Origin of the sequence: Brevundimonas sp., from assembly GCF_031082345.1 — a bacterium.
Lineage (GTDB): Bacteria > Pseudomonadota > Alphaproteobacteria > Caulobacterales > Caulobacteraceae > Brevundimonas.
Map to the genome: position 1 here is coordinate 1 of NZ_JAVHLH010000406.1, position 1,112 is coordinate 1,112.

Below are 1,112 nucleotides of genomic sequence, written 5' to 3' on the forward strand. Positions count from 1 at the left end.
GGCCTTTGTCGTGGCGCGGGTCTGCCTGCCCTACGCCAGCCGCGCCAAGACCTTCGAGGGCGCCATGCGCGCGGCCCGCGACATGGACTTCCGCCGCCCCGCCGCGGACCGGACGCCGCTCGAGGACTGGGCCTCGGAGGTCGAGATGATCTCCAGGGACGGGCGCTGGCGCCTGCGGATCGAGGAAGGCACCGTCGAGGATGACGGGGTCGCGGCCTATGTGGTGACCTGCGGCGTCTCGTCGAACCTGGTCGGCAGCCGCGAGCTGGGCCGGATGGCGCGGCTGGTCGTGGGACGCAATCCGCTGTGGTCGCAGACGCCCGGGGCGCCGTGGCGCTGGGAGCGGCGGACGCCGCGCCCGGATGAATACGCCATCCACATCGATGTGACGGAAGGGCCGGACCGGCGCGCGGTGCTGGCGGCGCGCGGCGTCTACTACTGAGGTCGGGCGGCGGCCAGCGCCGCCTCGCGGATACGGCCGACCATGGCGTTCAGCCCGTTGGCGCGCTGGCGGGTCAGGGCCGACGGCAGGCCGAGACGATCCAGGGCGGCCCGGGCGTCGAAGGCCAGGATCTCGGCGGGGGCGCGGCCGGAATAGAGCCGCAGCAGCAGGGCGATATTGCCCTTGGACAGGGCGCTGTCGCTGTCGGCGAGGAAGGACAGGCGATCACCGTCGCGCCGGACCGCCAGCCAGACCTGGGCGGCGCAGCCCGGCACCTTGTTGGCCTCGGTGCGGTCGGCGTCGGGGAGCGGCTCCAGATCCTTGCCGAGCTCGATGACGTACTCGATCCGCCCTTCCCAGTCGCCGAGAAGGTCGAACTCCTCGACCAGTTCGGCGAGGACGGCGTCGATGGGGGCTTCCGCGTTCATCCGGGCCAGATAGGCCGCCGCGGCGTTAACGACAACCACGCCGTCGGTCCCCAGAAAACGGCCCGCGAGGCCCGACGGGCGCTCTCCTTAGAAGCGTGTGCGCTTTGGACGACTCGCCCGCGCGGCTAGGCTCTCCGGCCGGGGCGCCGTGTTCCGCCGCCCTCAACCCCTGTCCCGTCCGCCCTTGACCCCATCCGCCGACATCGCCGCCAGCGAACCGCCCACCGGCCCCCGGGTCCGGG

At 73.0% G+C, this 1,112-nt stretch carries 2 protein-coding genes; one reads left to right on the forward strand and one right to left on the reverse strand.

What is annotated here, in order from left to right; genetic code table 11:
* Positions 1 to 442, forward strand: a 442-nt coding sequence (locus tag RDU12_RS15800) for a hypothetical protein (protein ID WP_308685630.1), incomplete at its 5' end; no start/stop codon positions are given.
* On the opposite strand, the gene RDU12_RS15805 is transcribed toward RDU12_RS15800, so the two are convergent.
* Positions 436 to 870: a SufE family protein gene (locus RDU12_RS15805; protein WP_308685632.1), complete on the reverse strand. Its 435-nt coding sequence runs from the start codon at positions 868 to 870 to the stop codon at positions 436 to 438. The two genes, RDU12_RS15800 and RDU12_RS15805, sit on opposite strands and share 7 nt — an antisense overlap.
* Positions 871 to 1,112: the final 242 nt, after the last annotated feature.